This is a genomic window from Sphingobium sp. YR768 (genome assembly GCF_900111125.1).
Classification (GTDB): Bacteria; Pseudomonadota; Alphaproteobacteria; order Sphingomonadales; family Sphingomonadaceae; genus Sphingobium.
This window is the reverse complement of record NZ_FOGE01000001.1, coordinates 309,536-332,604: the sequence shown is the minus strand read 5'-3', so window position 1 is coordinate 332,604 and position 23,069 is coordinate 309,536. Positions and strand designations below refer to the sequence as shown.

General features: G+C 63.8%; 23 protein-coding genes. 12 read left to right on the top strand and 11 right to left on the bottom strand.

What is annotated here, in order from left to right:
* Window positions 1-110 precede the first annotated feature (110 nt).
* The 5 genes from BMX92_RS01590 to BMX92_RS01570 all read left to right on the top strand — a co-directional run bounded on the left by BMX92_RS01590 (window position 111) and on the right by BMX92_RS01570 (window position 3,134).
* Window positions 111-839 carry a sterol desaturase family protein gene (locus BMX92_RS01590; RefSeq protein WP_093010784.1) on the top strand — a complete coding sequence of 243 codons (729 nt, stop codon included), beginning with the start codon at window positions 111-113 and terminating at the stop codon, window positions 837-839.
* A gap of 74 nt (window positions 840-913) precedes the next feature.
* A complete protein-coding gene (locus BMX92_RS01585; protein WP_093011302.1) occupies window positions 914-1,267 on the top strand; it encodes a DUF2141 domain-containing protein in 354 nt (117 codons plus the stop codon).
* Between the two features lie 144 nt (window positions 1,268-1,411).
* Window positions 1,412-2,323 (top strand): tetratricopeptide repeat protein, encoded by a 912-nt coding sequence (locus tag BMX92_RS01580; RefSeq protein WP_093010782.1) that lies wholly within the window; start codon window positions 1,412-1,414, stop codon window positions 2,321-2,323.
* Window positions 2,324-2,328: 5 nt separating this feature from the next.
* A complete protein-coding gene (locus BMX92_RS01575) occupies window positions 2,329-2,943 on the top strand; it encodes an LON peptidase substrate-binding domain-containing protein (RefSeq protein WP_093010780.1) in 615 nt (204 codons plus the stop codon).
* Entirely contained in the window at window positions 2,940-3,134 is a 195-nt protein-coding gene (locus BMX92_RS01570) for a Trm112 family protein (RefSeq protein WP_093010778.1), read from the top strand. The genes BMX92_RS01575 and BMX92_RS01570 overlap by 4 nt, the downstream gene beginning before the upstream one ends.
* 6 nt (window positions 3,135-3,140) lie before the next feature.
* Here the strand turns inward: BMX92_RS01570 and BMX92_RS01565 are convergent, their stop codons facing one another.
* From BMX92_RS01565 to BMX92_RS01530, 8 genes are all read right to left on the bottom strand, one after another.
* A complete protein-coding gene (locus tag BMX92_RS01565) occupies window positions 3,141-3,572 on the bottom strand; it encodes a RidA family protein (RefSeq protein ID WP_093010776.1) in 432 nt (143 codons plus the stop codon).
* An 18-nt stretch (window positions 3,573-3,590) separates the two neighbouring features.
* The gene (locus tag BMX92_RS01560) at window positions 3,591-4,850 is read right to left on the bottom strand and encodes an aminotransferase class V-fold PLP-dependent enzyme (RefSeq protein WP_093010774.1); all 1,260 of its coding nucleotides are present in this window, start codon (window positions 4,848-4,850) and stop codon (window positions 3,591-3,593) included.
* Window positions 4,847-5,977 (bottom strand): aminotransferase class I/II-fold pyridoxal phosphate-dependent enzyme, encoded by a 1,131-nt coding sequence (locus tag BMX92_RS01555; protein WP_093010772.1) that lies wholly within the window; start codon window positions 5,975-5,977, stop codon window positions 4,847-4,849. Before BMX92_RS01555 ends, BMX92_RS01560 begins: the two co-directional genes overlap by 4 nt.
* On the bottom strand, window positions 5,974-6,372 hold the full coding sequence (locus tag BMX92_RS01550) for a c-type cytochrome (RefSeq protein WP_093010770.1): 399 nt from the start codon (window positions 6,370-6,372) through the stop codon (window positions 5,974-5,976). The genes BMX92_RS01555 and BMX92_RS01550 overlap by 4 nt, the downstream gene beginning before the upstream one ends.
* Before the next feature lie 2 nt (window positions 6,373-6,374).
* On the bottom strand, window positions 6,375-7,961 hold the full coding sequence (locus tag BMX92_RS01545; protein ID WP_093010768.1) for a flavin monoamine oxidase family protein: 1,587 nt from the start codon (window positions 7,959-7,961) through the stop codon (window positions 6,375-6,377).
* A 111-nt stretch (window positions 7,962-8,072) separates the two neighbouring features.
* Window positions 8,073-8,570, bottom strand: a complete 498-nt coding sequence (locus BMX92_RS01540) for a RidA family protein (RefSeq protein WP_093010766.1) — start codon at window positions 8,568-8,570, stop codon at window positions 8,073-8,075.
* Between the two features lie 67 nt (window positions 8,571-8,637).
* Window positions 8,638-11,274 (bottom strand): TonB-dependent receptor plug domain-containing protein, encoded by a 2,637-nt coding sequence (locus BMX92_RS01535; protein WP_093010764.1) that lies wholly within the window; start codon window positions 11,272-11,274, stop codon window positions 8,638-8,640.
* A gap of 254 nt (window positions 11,275-11,528) precedes the next feature.
* Window positions 11,529-12,110, bottom strand: a complete 582-nt coding sequence (locus BMX92_RS01530; protein ID WP_093010762.1) for a TlpA family protein disulfide reductase — start codon at window positions 12,108-12,110, stop codon at window positions 11,529-11,531.
* Between the two features lie 43 nt (window positions 12,111-12,153).
* Here BMX92_RS01530 and argH point away from each other — a divergent pair, with 43 nt between their 5' ends.
* Genes argH through BMX92_RS01510 form a run of 4 tightly spaced genes read left to right on the top strand, consistent with a single transcriptional unit; the run spans window position 12,154 to window position 15,816 of the window.
* The gene (argH, locus tag BMX92_RS01525) at window positions 12,154-13,524 is read left to right on the top strand and encodes an argininosuccinate lyase (RefSeq protein ID WP_093010760.1); all 1,371 of its coding nucleotides are present in this window, start codon (window positions 12,154-12,156) and stop codon (window positions 13,522-13,524) included.
* Window positions 13,521-13,778 carry a hypothetical protein gene (locus BMX92_RS01520; protein ID WP_093010758.1) on the top strand — a complete coding sequence of 86 codons (258 nt, stop codon included), beginning with the start codon at window positions 13,521-13,523 and terminating at the stop codon, window positions 13,776-13,778. Before argH ends, BMX92_RS01520 begins: the two co-directional genes overlap by 4 nt.
* Before the next feature lie 23 nt (window positions 13,779-13,801).
* A complete protein-coding gene (gene lysA / locus BMX92_RS01515; RefSeq protein ID WP_093010756.1) occupies window positions 13,802-15,064 on the top strand; it encodes a diaminopimelate decarboxylase in 1,263 nt (420 codons plus the stop codon).
* Entirely contained in the window at window positions 15,064-15,816 is a 753-nt protein-coding gene (locus BMX92_RS01510) for a precorrin-2 dehydrogenase/sirohydrochlorin ferrochelatase family protein (protein ID WP_093010754.1), read from the top strand. The genes lysA and BMX92_RS01510 overlap by 1 nt, the downstream gene beginning before the upstream one ends.
* Here BMX92_RS01510 and BMX92_RS01505 read toward each other — a convergent pair.
* The gene (locus BMX92_RS01505) at window positions 15,802-16,425 is read right to left on the bottom strand and encodes a response regulator transcription factor (RefSeq protein WP_256213246.1); all 624 of its coding nucleotides are present in this window, start codon (window positions 16,423-16,425) and stop codon (window positions 15,802-15,804) included. The genes BMX92_RS01510 and BMX92_RS01505 overlap by 15 nt on opposite strands.
* A 53-nt stretch (window positions 16,426-16,478) precedes the next feature.
* Complete coding sequence (locus BMX92_RS01500) at window positions 16,479-17,150, bottom strand: TetR/AcrR family transcriptional regulator (RefSeq protein ID WP_093010750.1); 672 nt, start codon at window positions 17,148-17,150, stop codon at window positions 16,479-16,481.
* A gap of 89 nt (window positions 17,151-17,239) precedes the next feature.
* Here BMX92_RS01500 and BMX92_RS01495 point away from each other — a divergent pair, with 89 nt between their 5' ends.
* Genes BMX92_RS01495 through BMX92_RS01485 form a run of 3 tightly spaced genes read left to right on the top strand, consistent with a single transcriptional unit; the run spans window position 17,240 to window position 21,424 of the window.
* Window positions 17,240-18,754 carry an efflux transporter outer membrane subunit gene (locus BMX92_RS01495; protein WP_093010748.1) on the top strand — a complete coding sequence of 505 codons (1,515 nt, stop codon included), beginning with the start codon at window positions 17,240-17,242 and terminating at the stop codon, window positions 18,752-18,754.
* Window positions 18,747-19,883: an EmrA/EmrK family multidrug efflux transporter periplasmic adaptor subunit gene (locus BMX92_RS01490; protein ID WP_093010746.1), complete on the top strand. Its 1,137-nt coding sequence runs from the start codon at window positions 18,747-18,749 to the stop codon at window positions 19,881-19,883. Before BMX92_RS01495 ends, BMX92_RS01490 begins: the two co-directional genes overlap by 8 nt.
* Window positions 19,884-19,897: 14 nt before the next feature.
* Window positions 19,898-21,424 carry a DHA2 family efflux MFS transporter permease subunit gene (locus BMX92_RS01485; RefSeq protein ID WP_093010744.1) on the top strand — a complete coding sequence of 509 codons (1,527 nt, stop codon included), beginning with the start codon at window positions 19,898-19,900 and terminating at the stop codon, window positions 21,422-21,424.
* On the opposite strand, the gene BMX92_RS01480 is transcribed toward BMX92_RS01485, so the two are convergent.
* Window positions 21,418-22,992, bottom strand: coding sequence for an ABC-F family ATP-binding cassette domain-containing protein (locus BMX92_RS01480; RefSeq protein WP_093010742.1), 1,575 nt, complete (start codon window positions 22,990-22,992; stop codon window positions 21,418-21,420). The genes BMX92_RS01485 and BMX92_RS01480 overlap by 7 nt on opposite strands.
* Window positions 22,993-23,069 lie beyond the last annotated feature (77 nt).

Genomic DNA, 23,069 nt, shown 5'->3' with positions numbered 1-23,069 from the left:
TGCTCACGTACTTTAAGTACGCTGCGCTCCGGTACTCGAAAATCACGCTTTTCGGCTCCGTCTGGACGAAATCTCGACCAATTCTGCCGGACAAAGGCTATAGCCGTTCCATGATCGCAGCGATCCTTCTGTCTGCTCTGGCGATGACGGCCATCGTCGGTGTCCGCTACCTGCTGGCGAGTGGCGGCTTTGCGCTGGCCACGCGCATTCGCCAGCCGGGCCTTTACAAGGGGCTGGAGCGGCAGATGAGCCGGGAAATCGCCTGGTCGCTGCTGTCGGCGCTGATCTATGGCGTGCCCGCCGGCGTTGTCGCCTGGGGCTGGCAAGCGCGGGGCTGGACCAAAATATACAGCGATGTGGACAGTTATCCGCTGTGGTGGCTTCCTGTGTCGGTTCTGTTCTATCTGGCGGCGCATGACACATGGTTCTACTGGACGCATCGCTGGATGCACCGGCCCCGCCTGTTCCGCATTGCCCATGCCGTCCATCATGCCAGCCGCCCGCCCACGGCCTGGGCGGCGATGAGTTTCCATCCCTGGGAGGCGCTGACCGGCGCCATCGTCATCCCGGCGCTGGTTTTCCTGATCCCCATCCATGTCGGCGCGCTGGGACTGGTGCTGACGATCATGACCGTCATGGGTGTGAGTAACCATATGGGTTGGGAAATGTTTCCGCGTTGGTTGGTGCGCGGCCCGCTGGGCGGCTGGCTGATCACGGCCAGCCATCATCAGCGGCACCATGATCTCTATGCCTGCAATTACGGCCTGTATTTCCGCGTCTGGGATCGCCTGTGCGGTACGGACCGGGGGCTTGGCGATTTTTCGAAAGGGCGTACGTGAAGCATAGTTTATTGGCGGTGGCAGCGTTTCTTTCGATCGGTGCCGCGTCGGCCGGGCAGCCCCAGTCGCTGACCATGGCGATCGACGGGCTGCGTTCGACCAAGGGGCAGATATTGGTGTGCGTCACCCGATCGGCCGACCATTTTCCCGATTGCAACAAAGACCCCGACAAGCGGCATTTCATCGTTCCTGCCAAAGGCGGAACGGTGACGCTGGGGCAGGCCATGCCCGGCACCTATGCTATTGCCATTATTCACGACGAAAATGGCAATGGGAAGCTGGACACTTTTGCCGGCATCCCGCGCGAAGGGGTGGGGTTTTCCCGCAATCCCGCGATCCGCTTTGGCGCGCCGAGTTTCAAATCGTCCAGTTTTGCGATTGCCGGCGCCCCGGTAGAGCAGGCGATCAGGCTCAAATATTTCCTCTGATCGCATGGCTGCCTTTCCAATGAGCGGGCGCGATCGGCGTCGGCTATAGCTTCTGAACCCTTTCCCTTGCACCGGGAGGGTGACGCGCCCCATATTGCCGTCTATGTGGCGGGCGAACCCGCATGGACAGCAGGAGATTAGAGCGTGGCGACCCTGGGATTGAGCGAGGCCGACAAGGCGGCGGTAGAGGCGTTTCGCCGCGATGTGGTCGATCCGTCGCGCACCAGCCTGGTGATCGTCGACTTCTGGGCCGAATGGTGCGGCCCCTGCAAGCAGCTCACCCCGGTGATCGAGAAGGTGTGCGAGGAATATGCGCCCAAGGGCGTCAAGCTGGTGAAGGTCAATGTCGACGAGAATGGCTTCATCGCCAGCCAGTTCCGCGTGCAGTCCATACCGACCGTCTATGCCGTATTTCAGGGCCAGCCGGTCGCGGACCTGAGCCAGGCGCGCACCGAAGGGCAGTTGAAGCAGTATCTGGACCAGCTTCTGTCCCAATTGCCGATCGAATCGGATGAAAAGGCGCAGTTGCAGGAAATCGCCCCGCTGATCGCCATGGGGGAGGAAATGCTGGCGGGCGGCGAGAATGATCGTGCTTTGTCGGTGTTCAGCCAGATCGCCGAAATGGTGCCGGACAATGTCGAGGTCGTGTCCGGGCTGGCCCGCGCGCTGGTCGCGCTGGGACAGTTGGACGAGGCCGAAGCGGTGATCGCCGCGCTGCCCGACGATGTGGCCAAGCATGGCGCGATCGATCAGGCACGCGCCGCCATCGCACTGGCCCGTGATGCGAAGCCGGTTGCCGACCTGTCGGGCATCGAGGCGAAGGTCGCCGCCGACCCTGACGATCATGAAGCGCGTTTCGAACTGGCCGGCGGGCTGATGTCCAATGGGGATCGCGACGCGGCGGCCGAGGCGCTGCTGGAGATCGTGCGGCGCGACCGGGCCTGGAATGATGGCGCTGCGCGGGCGCAATTGCTCAAGATTTTCGAGGCCGTCGGGCTGGAAGATCCCTGGGTTTCGGCGCAGCGGCGCAAGCTGTCGCAGATCCTGTTCTCGTAAAGACCGTGCCGATCGCGCGTATCTCCATATTCCCCCTGTCCGGCGCCTTGCTGCTGCCGGGCATGGAATTGCCGCTGCATATCTTCGAGCCGCGCTATCGGGCGCTGATCCATGACGTGATGGCGCGGGACCGGCGGATCGGGATGATCCAGCCGCGCGGTGGTGGGCCTGTGCCACCGCTGTTCGATGTCGGCTGTCTGGGGCATGTCAGCCATATCGAGGCGCTGGAGGATGGCCGGTTCAACATCATCCTGACCGGTCTGGCGCGGTTCCGGCTGGTGCGGGAGTTGCCGGTATCGACCCAGTTCCGCCAGATCGAGGCGGATGTCGAGCAGGCGCCGCAGGAAGATGAAGTGCTGCACGCCGTGGAGCGCGCCGCGCTGGAGCAGGAATCGCGGCGCTTCGCCGATGCGCTGGGCTATGTCGTGGACTGGACGGCGGTGTCGCGGCTGGATGACACCGCGCTGGTCAACGGCATCGCACAGATCGCCCCCTTCGATCCGGCGGCCAAGCAGACCTTGCTGGAGGCCGATACGCTGTCCGAACGGGCCGACCGGATCATCCAGTTGATGCAGATCGTCGGCCGTATCGAGCGCGACGGCGGGACGACGATGCAATGAGTGATGCGACGATAGAAGCCGCAGCGCCGATAGACCCGTGGCTGTTGGCGAAACTGGTCTGCCCGGTCACGCGCACGCCCCTGCGGTGGGACGCGGTGCGACAGGCGCTGCTGTCTGATGCCGCAGGACTGGTCTTTCCGGTTCGCGATGGCGTGCCGGTGCTGGTCCTGCGGGAGGCCGCGCCCCTTTAACAGGGCTTATTTGAACGCGGCGATACACTCCACTTCCAGTGGTGCGCCCAATGCCAGGCCGCTGGCGCCAAAGGCGCTGCGGGTCGGCAGGCGCTTGCCTTCGAAATAGGGGACATAGGCGGCGTTGAAGCGCGGCCAGTCGGCCATGTCGGCCAGCATCACCGTGCATTTGACGACATGGCCATAGTCCAGGCCATTGGTCGCCAATATCTTGCCGATCGAATCCATCGCGCCTTTGACGGCGGCGTCGAACCCTTCCTTATGCTTGTCCATCCCTTCGGGCACCTGGCCGATCTGGCCCGACATAAAGAGGATGTCGCCCACCCGGATCGAGGGCGAAAAGGGCAGTTTGGCCGGCAGGGGCTGCGGCGCGGTGGCGGGCTGGGCCAGAGCAGGCGTGGCGCCCAGCAACAGGGCGGCGGCAAGAAGGCGCTTCATCGGATAGTCTCCCATTAATCAGGCGCGAGGCAGGGCGTCGAGCAGGCGGCGGACATCTGTCGCATCGTTGAAGATCGATGGCGAGATGCGGAAATGATGGTCGTGCAGCGAAATACGGACCTGCGCCTTGGCCAACGGGTCGGCAAGGCGATCCTTCGCATCGGGCAGTAGCGCGGTCAGGATGGGCGTGGTGGTGCCGGGCGGGGTGATCAGGCGATAGCCCTTTCCGGTCAGCCCCTGTCGCAATTCGCCGATCAGGCTCTGGGCATGGCTCTGGATCGCAGGAACGCCAAGCGCGCCGATATGGTCGAGCCCATGGTCGATCGCGGCAACCACCGCCTGCGCATAGGTGCCGGTGCCGAAATGGCCGAGCGTGCCGGGGCGGATGCTGTAGCTGACCGGCGTGTCGCCCGGCGGGTCCATGGGATAGATATGGGTGGCCGGCGGCGACAGGCCGATGCCCGGCGGCGCGCCGGGGGCGGCAAAGCCATAATAGCCGAAATCGGCGAGCGGCAGATTGTCCAGCACGCCGCGCCGGGCGTAGAGGAAGCCGAGGCCAAAATCGCCCATCAGCCATTTATAGGTGGCGCAGGCGGCGAAATCGACGCCGCTGCCATGCAGATCGACCGGGACAGCCCCGGCGGCGTGGATGATGTCGGCATAAACCAGCGCGCCGGCCGAATGGGCCAGATCGCAGACGGCCTTCAGATCATGCTGGAAGCCATTATAGGTGGAGACGAGCGAGAGGCTGACCAGTTTCGTGCCGGGCGTGATGGCTTTGGCCATATCCTCCATGGCGATGCGGCCGTCGCGGGCCTGCACCCAGTGGACATCGACGCCCTGCTTGGCCAGTTCCTGATACATGGGGAAGCCGGCATAGAAATGCAGGGTGTCGGTGACGATGCGGCCGCCCTGATGCGGGAAGCCTAGCGCACGGAGCACCGCCTGTTCGCCCATGGTGGTCGATTGCACCCAGCAGACTTCGTTGGGGTCGGCGTTCACCAGTCGGGCGAATTTGGCGATGGTGGCGGCGCGATCCACCGGCTTGCGCGCGGCGGCGGCGGGATCGAGCGTGCGGCCCGCGACATAGGCGTCCATCGCCGCCCGAGCGCCCAGGCTGATCGGGTGGGTGGAGGCGCTGTCCAGATAGGCGATGGGGGTGGGCGCGAAGCTGGTCCGGTCCGGCAGGCTGGGCGGGGTAGTCACCGCGCGGGCGGCCTGCGCCGCCAGTGGGATCGCGATCGCCGCGCCCAGCGCCTGCCGGCGGGACAGGGTCATGCCATGACTTTCGCGAAGGCGAGTTTGAACGCCTGCATTTCCGCCGGCGTGCCGAAGGAGACGCGGACCCAGTCGTCCATATGTTTGCGCGCGCCGCCGATGAAGATTTTCTGACTGGCGAGCGCGGCGGTGACATCTGCGCCGGAGCGGCCGACATGGATCATCGCGAAACTGCCTTCGCTGGGCAGATAGCGGATGCCGCGCTGGTCCAGCCAGGCGAATAGGTCGTCGCGCACAGCCTTGTTATAGGCCTTGCGATCCGGCAGCAATCTGGGGTCGAGCAGGCTGGCTTCGGCGGCGACGACGGCGGGCATGGGCGTGATGTTGACGCCATAATCGGCCATGCCGTCGAGCAGATCCTTCCGCCCGGCGATGAGGCCGCAGCGCAGGCCCGCAAGGCCATAGATTTTCGAGAAGGTGCGCGTGACCAGCACGTCCGCGCCCTTGGCTACCAGATCGAGGCAGGACGGTGCGTCGCTGAAATGGATATAGGCTTCGTCGATCAGCAGCACCGATCCGGCCGGTTTGTTGGCGAGCAGCCATTCGATGTCGGCGCGGGGCGTGATGAGGCCGGTCGGGTTGTTGGGATTGCAGATATAATAGACGCCGGCATTGGGCGCGGCGGCGAGCATCTGGCGCAGGTCGCCGCGAAAATCGCCGGACAGAGGGATGGGGACGGCGCTGGTCACGACCTTGTTCCCTTTGCCCATAAAGCCGCTGTCGAAGGTCGGTTCGAAAAAGGCGATCGGCCGGTCCTGTGACGAATAGGTCAGGGCCACCGAGCGCAGCGTCATATAGGAGCCGGGATGGACCTGCACCTGTTCGGGCGTCAGGCCATTCTGCCGGGCGAACAGCCGCTCCAGTTGCGCGGCGAAGGCCATGCCATAGCGGCCGGACAGCTTGTCGAGGCCGTTCAACGCCTCCAGCGCAGCCGCGCAGGGGCCGAGCGGATTTTCGTTGCTGTTGATATAGACCGCGTCGGTCAGCGTGGACACCATGCCGGCCGGGTCTTCGGGCAGGGCGGCCTTGCGCCCGCGCTGGGCGAGGGCCGGGGCGGCGCTGGCCGCTCCGGCCGCCGCGATGGCGCCGCGCATCAGCATGCGACGGGAGAAGCTGGTATCCGTCATTCTTCGCTTCCTTTTGCGGCGATGCGCTTCACGTCCGCTTCGCTGATCGGTTCGGGATAAGCATTGTCGAAATGGGTGCGGACGTAGCCGACGACCGAGGCGACCTGCGCTGGGGTGAGCATTTCGGAAAACCAGGGCATGCCGCCCTGACCCTTCATGACTACGGTGACGGGATAATCCGGGTCGGCCAGCTTGGCATTATGGGCAAGGGCAGGGACGGTGCCGTCGGGCGAGCCCTGCGCCTTGTCCAGATGGCAGGCGGCGCAGATCTGATTATAGACCTGTTCCCCGTCGGGCAGCGCGACCTTGGCGGGCCTGCCGCCGGGCGAATCCGCCAGAGCGGGCGCGGCGGCCAGCACGGTCAGCAGACCGAGGCGAAGGATCGTGCCGCGCATCTCTATGCCGCCTGCGCGCGTTCGTGAATCTGGGTGATCGCGTCGATGCCCGACAGGATCGACCCTTCCATCCAGCCGCCATAATAGCTGGCATGTTCACCGGCCAGAACGACGCGATTGTCGAGCGCGACCAGATTCTTGTAATGCGCCTTGCGGTTTTCCTCGCTCCATTCGGACGTGCAGCCCAAAATCCACGGTACGCGGGTCCATGGCACGGACACGCCGCTGAGGAACTCCTTGCGATATTGGGGATGGAAGACTTCCCCCTGTTTCAGCGCGGTTTCGATGCGCTGTTCCGGCGTCATGCTGGCGATCTGGAACCCGGCAAGCCCACGGGCGAACGCGCCGAGCAACACCGCCGGGCCTTGTCCGAACATCTTGTCATTGGGGTAGGAAAGCTGGGTAATCGTCTGGTCGGTGAAGCTGTGACCGCCATAGATATTGTCGTCTTCCTCCCAGAAGCGGCGCTTGAATTCCATGCCGATCTTCGCATGGCCGCCATAGGGCACGGCCTTCATCGCGGCCTTGAGCGCCGGGGAAACCTGCATATCGACCTGGCTGATGATCGACAGCGGAATGGTGCAGACGCACCAGTCGGCGCTGACATCATGCATCTGGCCGGTCGCGACATCCTTGTAGCTGACCGTCACGCCCTTGTCCGACTGAGCGACCTTCGTCGCCTTGGCATTATAGGTGATGATCTTGCCGATCTTCTTCGCGAAGGCCTTGCCGATCATGTCCATGCCGCCGACCGGCTGAAACATCGTCGTCTGCATCACATAGCTGAAATAGAAGGACATGGCGGTCCAGACCTGCGGGTCCAGCACGTCCTGCAATTTTGCGATCTGCGACGGGGTGGGCGCGCCATTGCGGCCGCCGCCGGGCGCCTGATCATAGCCGCGCTGGGCGGACACTTTGAGGCTGCTGGTATAGGCCAGATTCTTGTCGAGCACGCCCCAGTTGCGGAGCGCTTCCATCAGCTTTTCCTTGTCCTCGGCAGACAGCTTGTCGTCCAGCGCCTTGGCGCTCACCGCCTTGGCCAGCAGTTCGGACGTGTGGCCCTTGAAGTCGGTTGCGACTTCCTTGTAGCGCATCGGCTTGCCGCCAAAGGCTTCGGAAGAATGGATGAAGCCATTATGGTTGAGCTGGATGAAGGGTTCCAGCGCGACGCCGAACTGGCGGCAATAATGGAGCAGCGCCTTGTGATGATGCGGGATGCGCCAGGGGCCGGGGTTGATATAGTTGCCGGGCGCGAACTGCACCTTCTGCACCGTGCCGTCGCTTTCGGTGAAGCTATCGCCGCCGCGCAGCGAATAGTTGCGGCCGCCGGGGCGATCCTGAAATTCCAGTATCTTGACCGCATAGCCGGCCTTTTGCAGCTCATAGGCGGCGGCCATGCCGGCCAGACCCGCACCCAGCACGATGACGGAGGCACCGGGCTTCGCGCCGCTCAGCACCGGCGGGCCGGTGAACTGGGTTTCGGCGGCATGGCCAAGCGCGGTCATCGCCTGATACATGGCCGCAGCGCCGCCGACCTTGCCGATCATGGTTAAAAGGTCGCGACGGCTGGGTGCTGTGCTGTCTGTCATGCTGGCTTCCCGTTTTTACGGGCGAGTAGTGTGGCGGCAGGGGTCTCGCCCCCAATTCCCTGCCGTTATGGCCCCTGTCTTGTCTTCGTCCGTCGGTGCGACCCGAACGGCTCAGGGGGCTTTGGCCGCGACGCCTTCAATCTCGATCAGTTGCTGCGGCCGCGCGAGCGCGGAAATCTGAAACGCCGATCGGGTCGGCAGGTTGGGCTGTTCGGCGGTGCCGAAGAATTTCTTGTAGGCGCGGGTCAGGCCGTCCCGGTCCATCTTCCCACCCTGCTTGGGATCGCCGACGAGGAAGACGGTCAGCTTGACGACGTCGCCCATGGTCAGGCCCATTTCGGCCAGTTGCGCCTTCATCTTGGTGAAGATGGACATGGCCTGCACCTCGGTATCGCCAAATGCATCCGCGCTGTCAGTGTCGGCCGGGTTGATCGGCGCGGCGGTAGCGCCGGACAGATAATAAAAAGTGCTGCCGGGCGGCACGATGGCGGCGCTGGCGATCATGGCGCCGGGCGCCTGCTTGTGTTCGACGGTCGCGGCCGAAGCCGATCCCACTGCCGAACCGGTGGCCATGGCGGCCAGAGTCAATGCGGCAATCGCTGCTTTCATGGCTATCCCCCTTCTAAAAAATGAAGGGCCGGTCCTTGCCGGACCGACCCTTCCTTCGTGACTTCGCTTAGAACTTGAAGTCGATGCGGGCGTAATAGTAACCGCCCGAAGTGCTGTAGGCGCTGTGGCCGTAGGAGGCGCTGTAGGAGCCAGAGCCATTTTCATAGGGCGATACGCCGGTCGGAACGACCACGCCCTTGAGCAGCTTGGGGATTTCCGGCTTCTTGTTGAACAGGTTGTTGGCGCCCAGCGAGAAGGTCACATTGTCGGTGAAGTCGTAATTCACTTCCAGGTCGGTAATGGCTGCTGCCTTGGCTACCCCGTTGAAGTAAAGCTGGTTAGCGTTCACCCCATTGACCAGCGCGCCGTCGGCGATCAGGAAACCGCCGTCCGGGATGATGACAGACCCGTTGGCAGAGGAGGTGAAAGCCGGACGCACCAAGACGCTGGTCTTGCCGTAGAAGGTTTCGCGCAGGTTCAGGCCGAAGCGGCCGCTCTTGAACAGGGCGTTGGCGACCACCTTATAGTCCGGATTGGCGCGTTCGATATTGCTTTCCGATGCGGCGTTGAACAGCGGATAGCCCAGCTTGTTGTTGGTGATCTTCGTCTTGTTATAGTTGGCGGTCAGCGACAGGTTGAGTGAACCGAAGTCCAGCGCGACAGGATAGCTAGCCGAGAAGTCGATGCCCCAGGTGCGGGTATCGACGCCGTTGGTGAAGCTCTGCACGCCGATCGTGCCGCTGGTGAAGAGGGCGCTATCGAGGACGATGCCCGCCGCATTCAGGGCGTTCAGAATGTCCGCGCCGCCGGGCTGTGCTACGCCGTTGAGGACGGCGTTGCGGGCCGCGGTGCCGGTGATGCGATCCTTGATCTTGATAAGATAGCCATCGACCGTGATCGCAAGCTTCGGCACTGGACGAACGACGAAGCCGGCCGAGAAATTCTTCGACTTTTCCGGACCGAGCGGACCGAAGCCCAGCAGCGCGGCGGCAGGGGTGCCGGCCGGCAGCTGTGCGACGGCGCTGGTCGGGCCGACGTTGATGGTCGAATATTTCTGTTCCTGAAGCGTCGGTGCGCGGAAGCCGGTGCTGGCGGTGCCGCGGATGGCGAAGGCGTCCGAGAAGTCGTAGCGGGTCGTGATCTTGCCGATCAGCGTGTCGCCGAAATCGGTATAATCTTCGTAACGGCCCGCAAGATCGACGCTCCAGCCGTCGATCGGCTTGGCGATCAGGTTGACATAACCTGCCTTGGAACTGCGATCGAACTTGCCTGCGTCGCTCGCCTTGTAACCAGGGAAGGACTGAACGCCGGTTTTGTAGGTGGAGATGGAATCGCCGGCGATGATTTCATATTCATCCTTGCGATATTCACCACCGAAGGCCAGCGTGAGCGGCGCCGCCATGCCAACGTCGAATTCCTTGCGGATGTCGGTGGTCAGCGTGGTCTGGGCCAGCTTGAAGCCGCCGTCATAGGCGCTGCTGGGCGTGTTCGCCGTGCCAATGCCGTTGAGCTGGTTCTGGTAGCTTTCCTGCCAGATTTCGCGATGCGCCGAGCTTTCCGTCCAGATGTCGTCCTTTTGCGCGCCATAGGTGCCGCTGACGTCATAGTTCCAGCCGCCGCCGAATTCGCCCTTGGCACCGACCGTGATGCTATATTCGTTTTCGATCACGTGCTGGAGCGGTACCATGCCGACGACGCCGGTGTTGCCATAGCAGATGCCGGGATCATAGGCGGCCGGGGTGACGCTGCCGCCGGTGTTGCCGGTTTCATAGCAGATGCGCTTGGGATGGCGGTAGCCTTGCTTGGCCCAGCCTTCGCGGCGGCTATAGTCGCCGAAACTGTAGAGTTCGACGCCGCCGAAATCATAGCCCATATTGTAGAAGGCGACGTTCAGGTTCGTCTTGGGCTGGCCGCCATTGATGCCCGACAGCGCGTCGCCGGCGAGGTTGGACCATTGGGCCGGTGCGTTGGGCTGAAGCGTGCCGTCCTGCTTGGTGACGAGCACCTGACCCTTGCCGACGGTGGTATAATCCTGGCGGCGGTGGAACAGGGTCAGGTTGAAGTAACCGTCCTCGCCCAGCTTGAAGCCGACATTGCCCGAAGCGGAGAACAGTTCGCCCTCGCTGTCATAATATTGGCCGCCGGTGACCTTGAACGTGCCGCCGTCGGTCTGGTCCTTCAGGATGAAGTTGAGGACGCCTGCGATCGCGTCGGTGCCGTAAACGGCCGCTGCGCCTTCCTGCAAGACTTCGACGCGGGAGATGGCGTCGGGCGGTATGACGTCGATGCTGGGCGCGGCCGAACCCTGGAACGCGCCGGAGATGACCTGAAGAATGGCGTTGCCGTGGCGGCGCTTGCCATTGACCAGGACCAGCGTGTGGTTGGGCGACAGGCCGCGCAGGCGGGCCGACAGCGAGAAGCTGGACAGGTCGGTGCCCTGCGTCTGGGCGGTGAAGCCCGGCACCATCTGGGTCAGAACCTGGTTGAGATTTGGCTGGCCGACATGGCTGATGGCTTCTTCGCTCAGCACCTGTACCGGTGCGGCCGATTCGGCCGCCGAAATGCCGACGGCGCGCGTGCCGGTGACGATGATGTCGCCGCCCTGATCGGCCTGTGGTTCCTGCGGTGCTTCTTGTGCGACCGCACAAGCGGACCAGGACGAAGCGAGGATAAGTGAAAGTTTGAGTGCGGACAGTCGTGTCATTCATGCCCCCTGTTTATGCATTATCGATGACAAGGGGGGACGACGAACGGTTCTGTGAAATCCTCTACCGCACTGCAAAAAATTGAATCAAATGTGCAATATTTCTCAATTATTTCTAACGAAAATCAGGGTAGGATATTGGCAATGTGCGTAATGGTGCAACTGACGATTGTGTATCGTAGGCAAGCCATTTTGCAATCGCCTGGCATGGCGGATTTTTTATCTTCATTCGTTTTGGCAGTTTCAAATTATGTTCAGGATTGCATCGCAGCATCGATCAGCGCCTTGGCTTCAGGCCCTTCCCAATCCATCGCGCCGATCACGCGCACCATTTCCTTGCCCTGCGCATCATAGATGACCGTTGTGGGAAGAAGGCCGGTGGCGTAGCTAAAGCCGAATTCGGTTTCGGGGTCGGCCCAGCCTTTCAGGTGCGGCAGGTTATGCTTGGCGAAGAAGGGCTTCACCGCCTTCAGGCCCTGATTATCCTGCGATATGGTGAGCACGGCCAGACCCTTGGGGCCATAGGTCGCCGCGATCCGATCCAGCGTGGGCATTTCCGCGACACAGGGCGTGCACCATGTCGCCCAGAGATTGACCAGCATCGGCTTGCCGGCAAAATCCTTCAGTGTCTTTTCGCCACCATCCGGATCGAGAAAAGCGAAATCGGGCGCGGGCGTGCCGGCCTTGCTGCGGTCCAGTCTATAGTTGAAGGCGCTGTCCTTGCCGGCCTCACCCGATGCCGGTGCGACTTCGCCGCTGGTGGCGGCATTGGCTTGCTCCGGGGGCGGGGATTGCCTATCGCAGGCCGCCAGAGCGGCAGGCAGGAGCAGTATCATTAGCGCGCGTGAAGAAGAGATCACTGGGAAGGGCTCCAACAGCATGTGGGGTGGCCGGTTCGCGGCCGGCCCGGCATCGATCATGCGTGAGATAAATGCCTCCATCCCCTTCGACAAGCGATTGTGGAAACAGGATATCGCCGGGTCCAAGGCGCATGTCGCGATGCTGGCCCAACAAAGTATCGTTTCGCAGGATGATGCGAACGTGATTTCCGCCGGACTCGATACTATCGCTGCCGAATATGAATCGAACGGCGTGCCGGTGAATCTGGACCTGGAAGATATCCATATGGTCACGGAATCGCGGCTGGCCGAACTGATCGGCCCGGCGGCGGGGCGGCTGCACACCGCGCGCAGCCGCAATGATCAGGTGGCGACCGATTTCCGTCTGTGGGTGCGCGACGCCATCGATGAGGTCGAGGCGGGACTGCTCGGCCTCCAGCATGCGCTGGTGGCGCGGGCGGAAGAGCATGCCGATGCGGTGATGCCGGGCTTCACTCATCTGCAATCGGCGCAGCCGGTGACGCTGGGCCACCATCTGATGGCTTATTATGAAATGGTGCGGCGCGATCGCAGCCGCTTTGCCGATGCGCGGGCGCGGGCGGACGAATGCCCGCTGGGTGCGGCGGCGCTGGCCGGGACGGGCTTCCCGACCGATCGCCACATGACGGCGGCGGCGCTGGGCTTTGCCAAGCCGACCGACAATAGCCTGGACAGCGTATCGGACCGAGACTTCGCGCTCGATTATCTGATGGCGGCGACGCAGGCGTCGTTGCACCTGTCGCGGCTGGCAGAGGAATTCATCATCTGGGCCAGTCAGCCCTTCGGCTTCGTGAAGCTGCCCGACGCCTATTCGACCGGCAGCTCGATCATGCCGCAGAAGCGCAATCCGGATGCGGCCGAACTGGTGCGCGGCCATGCCGGGCGGATCATGGGCTGCATGAACGCGCTGTGCGTGACGATGAAGGGCCTGCCGCTCGCTTATTCCAAGGATATGCAGGACGACAAGCCGCCGGTGTTCGAGGCGCATGACCTGCTGGGCCTGTCGATCGCGGCGATGACCGGCATGATCGAGACGGTGACCTTCCGCACCGACCGGATGCGGGGGCTGGCCGAAAGCGGCTTTGCCACCGCCACGGACCTTGCCGACTGGCTGGTGCGGGAAGGCGGCATTCCCTTCCGCGAGGCGCATCATATCACCGGCCGCGCCGTGGCAGCGGCCGAGGCGGCGGCGGTGCCGCTCGACCAGTTGCCGCTGGCGACGCTCAAAGAGATTGATGCGCGGATCGACGATCGGGTCTATGCGGTGCTGACAGTCGATGCGTCTGTGGCCAGCCGTCAAAGCCATGGTGGCACCGCGCCGTCGCAGGTGCGGGCGCGGATCGCAGATGCCAGGAAGGAACTGGGCGCATGAAGAAGCGGACGCTTGCCGGTCTGGCGTTGGTGGCATTGGCGCTGACGGCCTGTGGCGGGCGTCAGCCGCTCAAGCCGCTGAAGGGGCAGAGCCTGCCGGCCGTGCCGAACGGCGCGGCAACGGCGCCGACCGCGGCGCAACTGATGCAGCCTTCCATCCAGGCCCGGCCAGAGCGGAACGTGGAATTGCTGACCCAGTCGCGAAAACGCGACGATGACGGTTTCGATCTGCCGCCCGAACGGCAGCCGCAATAAGTTTCAGTTTACAGGAACAGACCTTGGATCATTTCACCTATGTCGACGGCGCCATGCAGGTGGAGCAGGTGCCGATGGATGCGATCGCGCAGGCGGTCGGCACGCCCGTCTATATTTATTCGACCGCGACGCTGGAACGCCATGTTGCCGTATTCCGTGAAGGGCTGAGCGCGCTGGCCGACCCGCTGATCGCCTTTGCGGTCAAGGCCAATCCCAACGCCGCCGTGCTGGCGACGCTGGCGAAGCTGGGGCTGGGCGCGGATGTGGTGTCGGGCGGCGAATTGCTGCGCGCGGTGGCTGCCGGTATCCCGGCTAACCGCATCGTCTTTTCCGGGGTCGGTAAGACCGCCGATGAAATGCGGATCGCGCTGGAACAGGGCATCTACCAGTTTAATCTGGAAAGCGAGCCGGAAGCCGAAATGCTGTCGCAAGTGGCAGTGTCGATGGGGAAGAAGGCGCCGGTCGCCTATCGCATCAACCCCGATGTCGATGCTGGCACCCATGCCAAGATTTCGACCGGCAAGTCGGAAAACAAGTTCGGCATACCCTATGCCCGCGCACTGGAAAGCTATGCCGCCGCGCGTGATCTGCCCGGTCTGGATGTGCAGGGCGTCGCCGTGCATATCGGCAGCCAGTTGACCGATCTTGCGCCGCTGGAGGCCGCCTTCATCAAGGTTGGTGCGCTGATCACGGAACTGCGCGCGGCGGGCCATGACATTCGCACCGCCGATCTGGGCGGTGGCCTTGGCGTGCCCTATGATCCCTCGCAGCCTTTGCCGCCCAGCCCCGCCGATTATGGCGCGATGGTTACGCGGGTGACGCAGGGCTGGCCGGTGCGGCTGATGTTCGAGCCGGGCCGGGTGATCGTGGGCAATGCGGGCGTGCTGCTGTCGCGCGTGGTGCGGGTGAAGCAGGGCGCGCAGGCGCCCTTCGTCATCGTCGATGCGGCCATGAACGATCTGATGCGGCCCAGCCTCTATGATGCCTGGCATGATATCCGCGCGGTAAAGCCAGCCGGTGTGCGCGAAACAGCCAATGTCGTGGGACCGGTCTGCGAAACCGGCGATACTTTCGCCATGCATCGCGACATGGATGTGGTGAAGGCCGGCGATCTGGTCGCCTTCATGACGGCAGGCGCCTATGGCGCGACCATGGCTGGCACCTATAATAGCCGCCCGCTGACGCCCGAAGTGCTGGTGTCGGGCGACAAATGGGCGGTGGTGCGGGAGCGGCCGCCGGTCCAGGCGCTGATCGATGCGGACATCATTCCCGACTGGGTCGCCTGATGCAGAGCCTGCCCGTCTTCCTGTTGCTGACGGGCAGGCCGGTCATCCTGACCGGTGCGGGCGAGGCGGCGGATGCCAAGCGCCGCCTGCTGGAGCGGGCGGGCGCGATCATCGTCGGCGAGGATGATGGGGAGGCGCGCATCGCCATCGTGTCGGATGGCGACGAGGCGGTGGTGGCCCGATTGAAGGCGCGCGGCGTTCTGGTGAACGCGACCGACCGGCCGGCCCTGTGCGATTTCACCCTGCCTGCGATCGTGGATCGCGATCCGGTGCTGATCGCGATCGGCACCGGCGGCGCGTCGGCGGGACTGGCGGCGGCCTTGCGGCAAAGGCTGGAGGCGATGCTGCCCCAGCATATTGGATCGCTCGCCCGCCATTTGTTCACGGCCCGGCCGGACCTGCGGCGGCTATGGCCGGATGCGGGGCAAAGGCGTCGGGCGATCGCGCAGGGTCTGGCGCCCGGCGGCGTGATCGATCCGCTGGGCAGCGATCCCGATGTCGATACTTGGCTGGCGGCGGGATCGGATGGTGCGGCTGACGCTGTCCATCATGTCCGGTTGCGATCGGACGATCCCGATGATTTGACGATCAGGGATGCGCGCATGCTGGCGCTGGCCGATCGCGTCTATTATCCGTCGGGCACGCCTGACGCGATATTGGACCGCGCCCGTGCCGATGCGGCGCGGATCGCTGCGGAGGCGCCGCCAGTGGAATCGGCGGAGGGGCTTTCGGTCTGGTTAAGCCGGGGCTGACTGGAGCCGCGTCACTTCATCCTGCAACGCCTGGATCGAGGACACCAGTCGCGCCCGGTCCGCCTGCAATTCGCGCAGGGTTTCGCGGGTTTCGCCCAGTTCCACCGCCCGGCGCGCAATACGGGCGTCCAGATCGGCATTATGGCGGGTGAGGGCGCCCATCGCGTCGGCGCGATGGCACAGGTGCCGCAAGCGGGCGTCGAGGACATCGAAGTCGAAAGGCTTCACGACATGGTCGTCCGCGCCTGCTTCCAGCGCTTCGATCGTCGACTGGCCGTCGAGCCGGCCGGCGATCATCACGAAACAGGAATTGCCGGCCAGATTGGCGGCGCGAATCTTCTGCATCGTCGCCACGGCGGGCAACATGGTCAGGTCCATGTCGATCAATATGGCGTCGACCGGGCGCGTCACCAACAGGGTGAGGGCGATAAAGCCATTTTCGGCCAGCACGATATCATAATTGAGATGCGAAAGGCGGCGGGCGATCACGGCGCGCGCGGTCGGGTTTTCATCCACCAGCAACAGGCGCAGCCGCCGCTGCGGTTGCACATTTTCAACCTTACCCAACGAGTCGGGATGACGGCTCCGGTTACGCTTGAAGAACTGAATCATGTCCCACCTTCTTGACGGAGGAAGGATAGGATCGGCGCGCAAAGAAATGGTTAATGGCGGGCGTTCGCCGGATCGCCTGCATCATGGATGCCGTATGCGCGCAGGAACAGGTCGACGGCGAAGTGGACATCTGCTTCGAGTTGCGACGGATCGGGTTGCTCGATCTGCCCCATGAGCATTTGGTGATGGCTGTTCGACATGGTCAGCGACATCAGCGCGCGGGCGGCATCCACAGGGTCAGCCTGTCGCAACTGGCCGCGCTGCATGGCGCCGAACAGAAAGTCCGCCAGCAGTAGCCGGGTATTCATGGGGGCCAGGTCAAAGAAAATCTGCGCCAGTTCCGGGAAGCGCCGTCCTTCCGCCACGATCAGCCGATGCAGGGCGATCGCTTCGGGAGATGTCACCTTGGTCAGCAGGCTGAGGCAGGCGGCACGCAAGGTCGGTTCCAGCGCATTGCCCGGATCAAGCAATTGGGAAAGTCGCGCGCGATAGGCCTTTGCCACCCGGTCGAGCACGGCAGAGAAGAGCGCGGGCTTGGACGGGAAGTAATTCCAGAGCGTCCCTTTGGAGCCACCCAGTTCGGCGGCGATGCCGGACATGCTGGTTCCCGCATAGCCATGTTCCAGAAAATAGCATTGCGCCACATTCAGGATCGTGTCGCGCCGGTCCTGTCGACGGGCTTCCCTTTTGCTGGGAATCGGAGGGGGCGGCGGCTCTGTCATAAAAACGTACCATAGAGTACGCTAATTTTGTTGACAAGGCTTTGCAGCGGGCGCAATGGCGATTTTCATACTAGGTGGTACGGTTTGATATGTCCTTGAGTCGCTTTGCCCTGGCCACCCGCATGGGAGGCGTGGCCTCATCTATCCTGATCCTGTCTGCCTGCGCGGCGGTGCCCGATCTGGGGCCGAAACCCGAAATGCGGTCGGCCCAGAGTGTCGCCGCCAGCAGCAGTCTTGCCGCTGCGCCGGCCGCCTGGCCCGGTGATGGCTGGTGGAAGGCCTATGGTGATCCGCAACTCGATCAGTTGATCGAGGAAGGTCTGCGCGCGTCCCCCGACGTGGCGATGGCCGATGCCCGTTTCCGCAGCGCCATGGCCATGCAGCGGCAGGCGGGTGCAGCGCTGCTGCCGACTGTCGATGCCGAGAGTAGCGCAGCGGCGACCAAGCAGAGCTATAATATGGGCACGCCCTCGGCTTTCGTGCCGAAGGGCTGGCTGGGCACGGGCCGTCTGGCGCTGGATCTTGGCTTTGACTTGGACTTGTGGGGCAAGAACAAGGCGTCGCTGGCGGCGGCAACTTCCGAAGCGCGCGCCGCAACGATCGATACGCAGCAGGCGCGGCTGGTGCTCGCCACGGCAATCGCCGATGCCTATGCCGACCTCGCCCGTCTGCATGACGATGCGGAAATCGCCCAGCGGACGCTGGACCTGCGGCTGGCCAGCCAGAAGCTGGTGGCCGACCGGCGGCAAAATGGTCTGGAAACACAAGGCAGCGTGCGTCAGGCCGACGCCACCGTGTCGTCTGCCAAGGCGCAGCTGGCCGGTGCAAAGATGGCGATCGAACTGCGCCAGCATCAGATTGCCGCGCTGATCGGCGCAGGGCCGGATCGTGGCCTTTCCATCACCCGGCCGAAGATCGGCGCGCTGGCGCCGCTGGGCCTGCCGGCGGATGTGACGACCAATCTGGTTGCCCGCCGCCCCGATGTCGCCGCTGCGCTGGCCCGCGCGGAAGCGGCGGCAAGCAAGATTAAGGTGGCGCGCGCCGATTTCTATCCGGCGGTGCGACTGAGCGCGCTGATCGGCGTGCAGTCTCTCGGCTATGATGCGATCTTCGCTGGCAACACGATCAACGGTACGAACCGGCCCTTCACCGACACGCTGTTTTCGAAGGATTCGATCTTCGGCAATGCGGGGCCGGCGATCAGCCTGCCGATTTTCCATGGCGGGGCGCTGCGCGCGCAATATCGTGGCGCGCGTGCGACCTATGACGAAGCGGTCGCTTCTTATGACAAGGCCGTGCTGGGCGCGTATCAGGAGGTGGCTGACGCCGTCACCACCCGCAAGACGCTGGACCTGCGCGTGACCGATGCGAAGGCGGCGGTCACGGCGTCGGAAGATGCCTATGCCATCGCGCAGAAACGCTACAAGGGCGGGCTTTCCACCTATCTCGACGTGCTGAATGTCGAGGATCAGTTGCTGGCTGCGCGTCAGCAACTGGCGGGGCTGGAAGCCAGCGCCTTCTCCACCGATATTGCCCTTATCCGTGCGCTGGGTGGTGGTTTCACCGCCGGCGAACCCCTCTCCAAGGATCAACCGCATGGCTGACGCCGCCCTCGAAACCACCGAAGCGAAGCAGGAAGAGCGTCAGTCGGCGCGCAAGACATGGCTGATCCGTCTGGCGGTGGTCGTGATCGTCGTCGGGCTGCTATGGGGCGCCTGGTATCTGCTGGTCGGCCGCAATCATGTCGGCACCGATAACGCCTATGTGAATGCGGAAATGGCGCAGGTGACGCCGCTGATCTCTGCCCAGGCCATCGAGGTGCTGGTCAGCGATACGCAGGCCGTCAAGAAGGGCGATGTTCTGGTCAAGCTGGACCCGACCAATGCCCAGATCGCCGTGGCGCAGGCGGAGGCTGATCTGGCCGATGCGCGTCGCCGCTTCCGCCAGATGCAGGCGACCAGCCAGTCGCTCGCTGCGCAGGTCGACGCACGTGGCGCGGATATCGTGCAGGCGCGCGCGCAGCTCGCCACCGCGCAGGCGGATTTCGACAAGGCCCGGATCGACCTGCAACGCCGCGAGGCGCTGGTGAATGACGGCGCTGTGTCCGGTGATGAAGTCACCACCGCGCGCAAGGGCTATGCCTCTGCGAAGGCGGCGCTCGATCTGGCCCGTGCCGGCGTCCAGACGGCGCAGGCGACCCGTGGCGCCGCCACCGGTCAGCTGGAAGCCAATGATGCGCTGGTGCGCGGATCGACCATCGATACCGATCCGGCGGTGATGGCGGCACAGGCGAAGCTGGATTCGGCGAAGCTGGATCTGGATCGCAGCATCATCCGCGCGCCGATCGACGGCGTGATCACCAAGCGGCAGGTGCAGGTGGGCCAGCGCGTGGCGCAGGGCAATTCGATCATGACGATCGTTCCGCTCGGCCATCTCTATGTCGACGCGAATTTCAAGGAACGCCAGTTGCGTGACGTGAAGGTCGGCATGCCCGCAACCGTGACGTCCGACCTCTATGGCGGCGATGTCGTCTATCATGGCAAGGTCGTCGGCTTTTCCGGCGGCACGGGTTCGTCCCTGTCCCTGATCCCCGCGCAGAATGCGACCGGCAACTGGATCAAGATCGTGCAGCGCCTGCCGCTGCGCATCGCGCTCGACCCCAAGGAACTGGCTGCGCATCCGCTGCGTGTCGGATTGTCCATGGACGTCGAGATCGACCTGAGCGAAAAATAAGGGGCGCCCCGGCGATGGCTGGCGACGATATCTTCTCAAGGCTTTCCCCGCGCAGCCGGACGCTGGCGGGGCTTGTTCTGGCGCTGAGCAACCTGATGGTTGTGCTGGACCTGACGATCGCCAACGTGTCCGTCCCGCATATCGCTGGCAATCTGGGCATTTCGCCCGATCAGGGCACATGGATCATTACATCCTATGCCGTGGCCGAGGCCATCTGTGTGCCGTTGACCGGATGGCTGGCGATGCGGTTCGGCGTGGTGCGCATGTTCACGCTGTCGATGATCGGCTTTGGCCTTTTCTCGGTGCTGTGTGGCCTGTCCAGCACGCTGACGATGCTGGTCGCCTGCCGCATTGGTCAGGGCATTTGCGGCGGGCCGATCATGCCCATGTCGCAAACGCTGCTGATGCGGATATTCCCGCCCGAAACGCGCGGGCGCGCCATGGGGCTATGGGCGATGACGACGCTGATGGGGCCGGCGCTTGGCCCGATCGTCGGCGGCTATATCAGCGACAATTGGAGCTGGCACTGGATCTTCTTCATCAACCTGCCGATCGCGGCGCTGTGCGTGTTCGCCGCGCAGGCGCTGCTGCGGCCGGTGGAGACGGATACGGCGAAGATCCCGATCGACAAGGTCGGCCTGTTCCTGCTGGTCTTCTGGATCGGCTGTCTTCAGATCATGCTGGATATCGGGCGCGATCATGACTGGTTCGCCGATCCGATGATCGTGGCGCTGGCGCTGATGGCCTTTATTGGTTTCCTCGTGTTCGTCATCTGGGAATTGACCGAGGAACATCCGGTGGTCGATCTCCGCGTATTCCGCCATGTCGGTTTCAGCTCTGGCCTGTTCACCTTGTCGCTCTGTTTCGGTTCCTATTTCGCCAGTATCGTCGTCATCCCGCAATGGTTGCAGATGTCGATGGGCTATACCGCGACATGGGCCGGCATCGTGACGGCGATGACGGCGATGGCGGCCCTGTTCACCGCACCGATCGCCGCCAGGATGATGACGAAGGTCGACGCGCGGCTGCTGATTTCCTGCGCGGTGGCGTGGATCGGCATCATGTCGCTGGTGCGGGCACATTGGACCAGCGGCGTCGATTTCGGGACCATGATCATTCCGCAATTCGTCCAGGGCTTTGCTTTGCCCTTCTTCTTCATTCCTTTGACCACGCTGACGCTGGGATCGGTCCTGCCGAGCGAAACGGCGTCCGCGGCTGGCTTGCAGAATTTCGTGCGGACCATGGCGACGGCGATCGCGACGTCGCTGGTGCTGACGGAATGGGGCGATTCCCAGCGCGTGTCGCGCAGCGAAATGGCATCCGTTCTGCAACCCGACCAGACCCAGTCAGTGCTGACCAACCTGGGTTTCTCGGTGGAACAGGCGCGGCAGACGATTTCGAACCTGGTCGAACAGGAAGCCACCGTGATCGCGGTCGATCATGTCTTCTTCATATCGGCGATCATTCTGTTCGCCGCGGCCGTGATCGTGTGGATCGCGCCCAGACCGCGCGCCAATGTGGATACCTCTGCCGCTCATTGAGGTAGAGGGATGCGCCGGGTGATGCCGATGGCGTCGAGGAAGGCGCTGTCGTGGCTGACCACGATCAGGGCGCCGTCATAGGCGGCCAGTCCCTGCTCGATCGCGGCGATCGAATCGAGGTCGAGATGGTTGGTCGGTTCGTCCAGCAGCAGCAGCGGCGGCACCGTGTCGCCGCCCAGCACGCAGGCCAGAGCGGCGCGCAATTTTTGCCCGCCGCTCAGCGTCGCGACCCGTTGTAGCGCCAGGTCCGCCCGGAACCGGAAACGCGCCAGGGCTGCGTGAATGGCGTTGCGTGTCGCGCCCGGATGCAGCCGGGCGAAATTGTCGGCGATGCTGTTTTCCCCGTCGAGCAGGCTCGCCTCCTGATCCAGCAGGGCGCTGTTTTCGGGCTGGTGGACCTGTCCGATGAACGGCGCGATCTGACCGGCGATCAGATGCAGCAGCGTCGATTTCCCCGCGCCGTTGGGACCGGTGATGGCGATCCGTTCGGGGCCGGTGATCGTCAGGCTCAGGTCGCGAAGAACCGGATGAGCGGGATCATGGCCAGCCGTGACGCCCTCCAGCCGCAGCAAGGTCCGGCTGGAAGGGATATTGGCCGATGGCAAGGTGACGGTCAGCGGCGCCAAAATCTCGATCTTGCCGCGCGCCTCTGCGATAGTCTCCTGCGCCTGTTGACGTTGCTGGTCGTTGCGACGGGCGGCGTCCCCGCCGGATCGTTCCGCCTGTTCCTTGCGCTTGCCCAGCAAAATGCGGGGCAAGCCCCCCTTCGCCGCCTGCCGTGCGCCTGCGCCGTCGCGGCGCTGCTGCCGTTCGGTGGCTATCTGTGTCTTGCGGGCGATGGTGGAGGCCTGCCGCTCGGCATGGTCGAGCCTATCCTGCGCCGCTGCCAGTTCCACATCCTTGCGTGCGCGATAGGCCGACCAATTGCCGCCATAGCGGGCGATGCCAAGGCTGGTCAGTTCGGCGATGGCATCCATGATGTCCAGCAGAGCGCGGTCGTGACTGACCACGATCGCGCCGCCGCGCCAGCGTTTCAGCAGGGCGGTGACGGCTTCCCGCCCTTCGGCATCCAAATGATTGGTCGGTTCGTCCAGCAGCAGCCAGTCGGGTTGCGCGAAGACACAGGCCGCCAGAGCGGCACGGGTGCGCTGGCCGCCGGACAGATGGGTGAGGGGTGTCATGAGATCGGCGGTGAGGCCGGCCTCCGCCAATGCGTCCGCCAGTCTGGCGGGCAGGGTCCAGTCGCATTGCTCCAGTTCGGCCATGGTGGCGGTGCCGGCTTCGGCCTGATCGAGCAGGGCGAGGGCCGGGGCGACGCCGAACAGGTCGGCGATCGTCTGATCCGGCAAAGGGGATTGGCGCAGCGTTGCGACAGTGCCATCGATTTGGACGCGCCCGGCCGAAGGCTGGCGCTCTCCCGCCATCAGCGCGAGCAGAGTGGATTTGCCGACGCCGTTGCGGCCGATCAGGCCGATGCGTTCGGACGTAAAGCCGAAGTCGAGGCCGGAAAGGACGGCGGTGCCGTCAGGCGCGGACCAGGAGAGGCTGGAAAGAAGAATGGCAGGCATGGACGAAAACTTTCCTGAAGGCAGAGCGGAGGGGCTGAGCGTTCAGGTTGATGTCCATGGCGGCGTTCCTTCAGAAT